The following is a 5,351-nucleotide window of genomic DNA, read 5'->3' as shown; positions in this document are numbered from 1 at the left end:
CGAAAGGGGGAGGCCGCTTCCCCTCTTTGCCAAAGGGGGGCCAGGGGGGATTTCAGCTTGAATTGATTGAACCATTACCAGCCCGTCGAATTAATACATATACTTCCGGGACACCACACTAGTCCTGACCGTAATAGCTTTTGCCGCCGTGTTTGCGAAGGTAGTGCTTGTCCAGCAGTTCAGGGGCCATCGGTTCCGTATCCGGCGCAAGCGCCATCGTGGCCCAGGCCATCTGAGCCACTTCCTCCAGCACGGCCATGTTCTCCACCGCCGATTCCGGGTCCGCCCCCCAGGTGAACGGTCCGTGCGAATAGACCAGCACTCCAGGTGTCCGGCCGGGGTCGAGTTCGGCGAACCGTTCGACGATTACCCGGCCGGTTTCGAGCTCATAGGCGCTTTCGATTTCCCGGGCGGTCAACGCCCTGGTCAGCGGGATTTCGCCATGGAAATAATCGGCATGGGTAGTGCCCAGGGCGGGGATAGCCCGTTTGGCCTGCGCCCAGGCGGTTGCGTAACGGGAGTGGCTGTGCGCCACCGCTCCAGTTGCGGGGAACGAGCGGTAGAGTTCGAGGTGGGTCGGAGTATCGGAACTCGCTTTGTATTCGCTGGTTACCGGATTGCCTTCCAGATCGACAATCGCCAGTTTTTCGACCGTCAGTTTCTCGTACGGCACCCCGCTGGGCTTGATAAGCACCAGGCCGCGTTCCCGGTCGATTCCGCTTACATTGCCCCAGGTGTGGATAATCAGCCCCCTGCGCCACAGCTCCAGATTGGCTTCCAGCACCCTTTCTTTCAACTCCTTCAGCATGGGCCCTCGGATTGGAATTTTACCGTCTCCGTGTTGAAAATACTCGTTTGGGCCGCTCCTTTTCAAGGAAAAACTGCCCGGGCGGTCGGATATCCTTTCTTGCCGCCGGGCCGGAGGTGACTTATAATGATTAACCTGCGGTGAGTTTAACCGGTAAACCGATGGAGGAATGGATGATCCGAACGATAACAGCTGTCCTGACAGCCCTGGCGGCCTTTTCCGGGTACCTGGCCGCCGCTGAAATCGGCGATAAACCCTTCCGCGCCGCCTGCGCCCAGATATTCGTAACCGGCGATGTGGAGGTCAACACGCAGAAGTATCTCGACTTCATCCGTCAGGCCGACGAGGCCGGAGCTGACCTGGTTGTGTTCCCTGAGGCCTCGCTCTCCGGCTACGGACCCGAACATTTCAGGGACAGCGAGATGCCGTCGCGCAAGGTGCTGGAAGCTGCGCTGGGCAAGGTCAGGAACGCCGCCCGGGAACACTCGATCTGGGTAATCGCGGGCACTTCAAACTGGCGCGACGGAGGCCTTTACAACGACATTATCATGATCGATGACACCGGCGAGGTGCGCTCCACCTACGCCAAGGTCCAGCTCACCGGAGGCGACAAGCAATATTACCAGCCCGGCATGGAGCTCAAGGCCTACTCCGCAGGCGCAATGCAATACGGTATGCAGATCTGTTTCGATATCCGGTTCCCGGAGCCGTGGCGCGTGCAGGCGCTCATGGGAGCCAGGGTGATTTTCCACGCGGCCCAGGCCTGCGGCAACCACTCCTGGAAAATTCCGGTCTGGGAGGGCCACCTGCGCAGCCGCGCCGCCGAGAACGGAATCTGGGTGGTGAGCTGCAACGCCGCCGGTCCGATACAGATGGGCAAGAGCTACATAATCGACCCCGACGGCCTGCTGGTGGCCGAAAGCAACCAGGACAGCGAGGAACTGATCACCGGCATGGTCGACCTCTCGAAGCAGAACCGGGTGGGTGTCGATACGCGCCGCACCGATCTCTACCGACTGCTGCCGGTCGATGACAATGAACAACACTAGATGCGGTAACTTTATATTTAGCAGGTACAAGAGATGGGTATTTGTGCTCTTTGCAAGTCAAAAGCCCAATTGAGAAAAAGCCATATTATTCCAAAATATGTTGTTAAGTATTACAAGGATAGAGCAAGTACTGGTTATTTAAGACATTCAGACAACATTAATAGACGTATCCAAGATGGGACAAAAGTCAAATTACTTTGCGAGGATTGTGAGAATCAATTTTCGGTTTGGGAGAACTTGTTCAAACAAAAAGTGTTTGAACAGGCAATTAATGAAGATAAGAGTATTTTTAGCCATGAGCATTGGATGCTTAAATTCGCTGTTTCTATATCATGGCGAAATTTAGTGTTTCACTTGCCAGTAATTGATAAAAATATTCCGGATGATCTGAGAGAATATTATGAAGGTGCTGAAAAAGCTTGGCGAAAATATTTATTAGATGAAACGACCTCGATAGGGCAATTCCAGCAGCATTTTATTTTTCTGGATATTATAAAAAATAGTACTATCAGCGGAATGCCAAGCAACATGAATAGGTATCTTTCAAGCTCTTTAGATATTGGAATGATGGGTTACGATGTGTTGTTGGCCACCTACACTAAGATGATCAATATCTTAATCATTGGTATTATTTATTCTAAGAACCTCAACCAATTTAAAGGTACACGAATAAGCTCTGGTAAATCTTTTGTGGGTAGGAAAAACTATGTAATTCCTAAGAGTGTTGTATGGTCATATTGTAAAAATGGCAAAGAAATTACTAACAGCAAAAGATACTCTGTCTGATCGTCAAAAAATGGCAATTGATGTAGCAATTAAAAAGAATCCCCAAAAAGTATTAGATTCTGATTATTTTAAGGCACTTGCTGCTGACATTGAAATGTTTGGCTGGGATGACTAAACAGATATCGTATTTCCTTTTAATCCTATTGGTCTTTTGCGTTCTGGCTACCCCTTCTTTAGCCGGTATCCGCTCGGACCACCCCCGTATTTTCGTCAACACGGACCCGGCTTATTATAACTGTGTCGACAGCCTCCGCCTGCGAGTCTGGCAGCAGCCGTGGCGCACGGAATACGAGAAGCTGCGCATGTGGCGCAACAGTTTCTCCGACGTTCCCCGCGGACGGAAACCCGCCAACGTCCTGCCCTCTTTCGCTATCCGCTGGCTGATCGATCCTACCGAGACCGCCGCTGCAGACACCGCGCTGGCCATGATGCTGGCCCTGGAGGATAACGACGGCCAGGCGTGGAACCTGAGCGTGGTCAGTATCGCCTACGACTGGCTCTACGGCTACCCGGCTTTCAGCGCGGAGGACAGGCAGTCGGTTCGTGAGCGGATGGAGCGCTGGACCAGGGAAGTTATCCACCAGCTCAAAACCGACGACGACGTGTTCAATAACCACACCTGGTACCACCTGCGTTCGGTCTATCTGGCGGCCCTGGCCCTGTACGGGGAAAGCGAGGAGGCCGTCGCGTGGCTGGAATTCGCCGGACGCTACTGGGAGAACAAGCTCTCGGGCGCGGTGAAGTTGTTCGATGGCGGCTGGCACGAGGGCCTATCCTACAGCAGCCGGGCAAGTTACAACAACCTCGGGATGTGGCTGGCCGCGCTGCAGAGCGCCACCTCGCCGCGTGAGTGGCCGTTCGCCAGGCTGCGGCAGCAGGGAGGCGACTGGCTGAACAAGTTTACCCGCTTCTACGCAGCCCAGGTCTATCCCGACGGGACCCTGGCGCGCTACGGCGATATCCCGGAATTTATCCTCGGCGGAGGCTGGGACAACAGCCGGTTGTTCATGATTGTCGCCCGCGAGTACCGCAGCGGCCTGGCCGCCTGGATCGTGCAGAACGCCGCCAGACCCGGCCAGGAACTGCTGCCGCTGCATGTCTGGTATTACCTGCTGTGGTACGATCCGGCCGTCACGCCCGTACCGCCGGCGGAGACGACCGGGCGCTCGGTGAGGTTGAACCCCGGGACCTACGACCTGTTTTTCATGCGCTCGGGCTGGGATAAGGACGCCACGGTGGTCAGTTTCCACGCGGGCGACTGGTTCGGCAGCCACAACCACCTGGACGCGGGCCACTTCTCGATTTTCCGCAGGCAGTGGCTGGCGCTCGACGCGGGAGCGTATGCACCGATGAACGGCAGCCATTTCGTCAACTTCGCCCACCGGACCCTGGCCCACAACAGTCTGCTGATTTACGATCCAGAGGAGCGGTTCCAGGTGCCCCACGGCGAGGGCGTGACCGTGATCAACGACGGCGGCCAGCGGGAAATAGTGAGCCTGGGTGGACGCAGCACGCAGAACAATTTCGACGTGGGGGTGTGGCGGAGCAACCGGCTGGGCGGCGCGCATTTCGAGCGCTCGACGGTCCTGCACTGGTACGCCGGAGACAGTATCGATTTCATCGCGGCGGATATCACTCTGGCCTACAACAGCGATATATTCTCCGCCTACGGCCGTGATTTCCGCAACAGGCCCAAGGTGGAGAAGGTTGTCCGCAGCCTGGTCTACGTCCGCCCGTCGACCGTGATCGTATACGACCGGGTGACCACCAAGGACCCGTCGTTCACCAAAACCTGGACTCTGAACACGGCCCACCAGCCCTACCTCGGAGAACTCGGTACGTTCCTGGTCGAAAATGGAAATTCAAGGCTGGCGGGCCGCACGTTCCTGCCGCCCGACCCGGACCGGGAAATCTGGGGCAGCCATGCGCAGCCGTTCCGGTTTCTCGGCGTGGACATGCACCCCGGGCTCGACCTGTGGAATTATCCCGAGGTTGAACCGGGCGGCTGGGTGCTGAGAATTTCACAGACCGAGCAGAATACTTATGGCGAGTTTCTGCACGTGCTGGTGGCGGGAGACAACGACAGGACCTCACAGGACCTGCTGGCCGGCTGGGCGATAATCGACGGACGCGGGCTGCGCGGGCTGCGTAACGGCGGCCTGGTCCTGGCCTTTCTCGACGATACCGAACTCAGCCCCCGTCTGCTGCTGCCGCCGGAAACCGAGCCGGCAAGCAAGGTGTATCTGCTTGGCGTACCGGAAGGCGTGACTTATCAGCTGAGCGTGGGAGAACGGACAATAGAGGGAGTGCGCGCCCTGAACGGAGTGGTGGCCGTTGAAGCCGACGGCGGGGTGGTGGTGGAACTCAAACCCTGAGAGCCGCCGGGGGCGGCGATCAGATGGTTTATCACCCGGAATCGCCATCCCGGTAAAACGCCGCCGCCGCGAAACTGACCGCGCTCTGGGTCGGGGTTTCGTGCCAGAGGTGGTAACCTAATTCTTTAGCATTTATCCCTTCCGGCAGGATCTCCAGCAGCATCGACAGGACGCTGAATCCGCAGACATGGTAGCGGTCGCGCACGTGGCGGCTTTCGGCCACGAACCGTTCAACGTCCAGGGCGGTCAGATGGGTCAGCAGGGCGCGGTCGTGGGCCTTGGAGCCGCGGGCGATCTGGATCGCCGGGTTGCGGTCGCCGAACTTGGGTCCGA

The 5,351-nt window shown here is 57.1% G+C and carries 4 protein-coding genes and 2 pseudogenes (2 of these 6 running past the window's edge); 3 read left to right on the top strand and 3 right to left on the bottom strand.

Translation table 11 applies throughout. The annotated features are described in order from the left end of the window. Positions 1-118: 118 nt before the first annotated feature. Positions 119-808, bottom strand: a complete 690-nt coding sequence (locus FVQ81_14350; GenBank protein MBW7997724.1) for an L-ribulose-5-phosphate 4-epimerase — start codon at positions 806-808, stop codon at positions 119-121. A 161-nt stretch (positions 809-969) separates the two neighbouring features. Here FVQ81_14350 and FVQ81_14345 point away from each other — a divergent pair, with 161 nt between their 5' ends. From FVQ81_14345 to FVQ81_14335, 3 genes are all read left to right on the top strand, one after another. After that, positions 970-1,857, top strand: a complete 888-nt coding sequence (locus FVQ81_14345; GenBank protein MBW7997723.1) for a carbon-nitrogen hydrolase family protein — start codon at positions 970-972, stop codon at positions 1,855-1,857. A gap of 33 nt (positions 1,858-1,890) precedes the next feature. Then, positions 1,891-2,643: a hypothetical protein gene (locus tag FVQ81_14340; protein MBW7997722.1), complete on the top strand. Its 753-nt coding sequence runs from the start codon at positions 1,891-1,893 to the stop codon at positions 2,641-2,643. 107 nt (positions 2,644-2,750) lie between these two features. Then, a complete protein-coding gene (locus FVQ81_14335; protein MBW7997721.1) occupies positions 2,751-5,018 on the top strand; it encodes a DUF4962 domain-containing protein in 2,268 nt (755 codons plus the stop codon). A gap of 31 nt (positions 5,019-5,049) precedes the next feature. On the opposite strand, the pseudogene FVQ81_14330 reads toward FVQ81_14335, so the two are convergent. Next, a pseudogene (locus FVQ81_14330) lies at positions 5,050-5,351 on the bottom strand (hypothetical protein); it runs 13 nt beyond the window's last position. Beyond that, positions 5,274-5,351: pseudogene (gene amrB / locus FVQ81_14325) on the bottom strand (AmmeMemoRadiSam system protein B); it runs 981 nt beyond the window's last position. The pseudogenes FVQ81_14330 and amrB overlap by 91 nt, the downstream one beginning before the upstream one ends.

The sequence above is a fragment of the Candidatus Glassbacteria bacterium genome (genome assembly GCA_019456185.1).
Lineage (GTDB): Bacteria > Gemmatimonadota > Glassbacteria > GWA2-58-10 > GWA2-58-10 > JAJRTS01.
The sequence above is the reverse complement of the archived record's forward strand: the minus strand, read 5'-3'. Positions and strand labels throughout refer to the sequence as shown.

Coding starts and splice junctions, on each gene's coding strand:
- FVQ81_14345 (MBW7997723.1), top strand. CDS start 970: ATGGAGGAATGGATGATCCGAACGATAACAGCTGTCCTGACAGCCCTG.
- FVQ81_14340 (MBW7997722.1), top strand. CDS start 1,891: ATGGGTATTTGTGCTCTTTGCAAGTCAAAAGCCCAATTGAGAAAAAGC.
- FVQ81_14350 (MBW7997724.1), bottom strand. CDS start 808: ATGCTGAAGGAGTTGAAAGAAAGGGTGCTGGAAGCCAATCTGGAGCTG.
- FVQ81_14335 (MBW7997721.1), top strand. CDS start 2,751: ATGACTAAACAGATATCGTATTTCCTTTTAATCCTATTGGTCTTTTGC.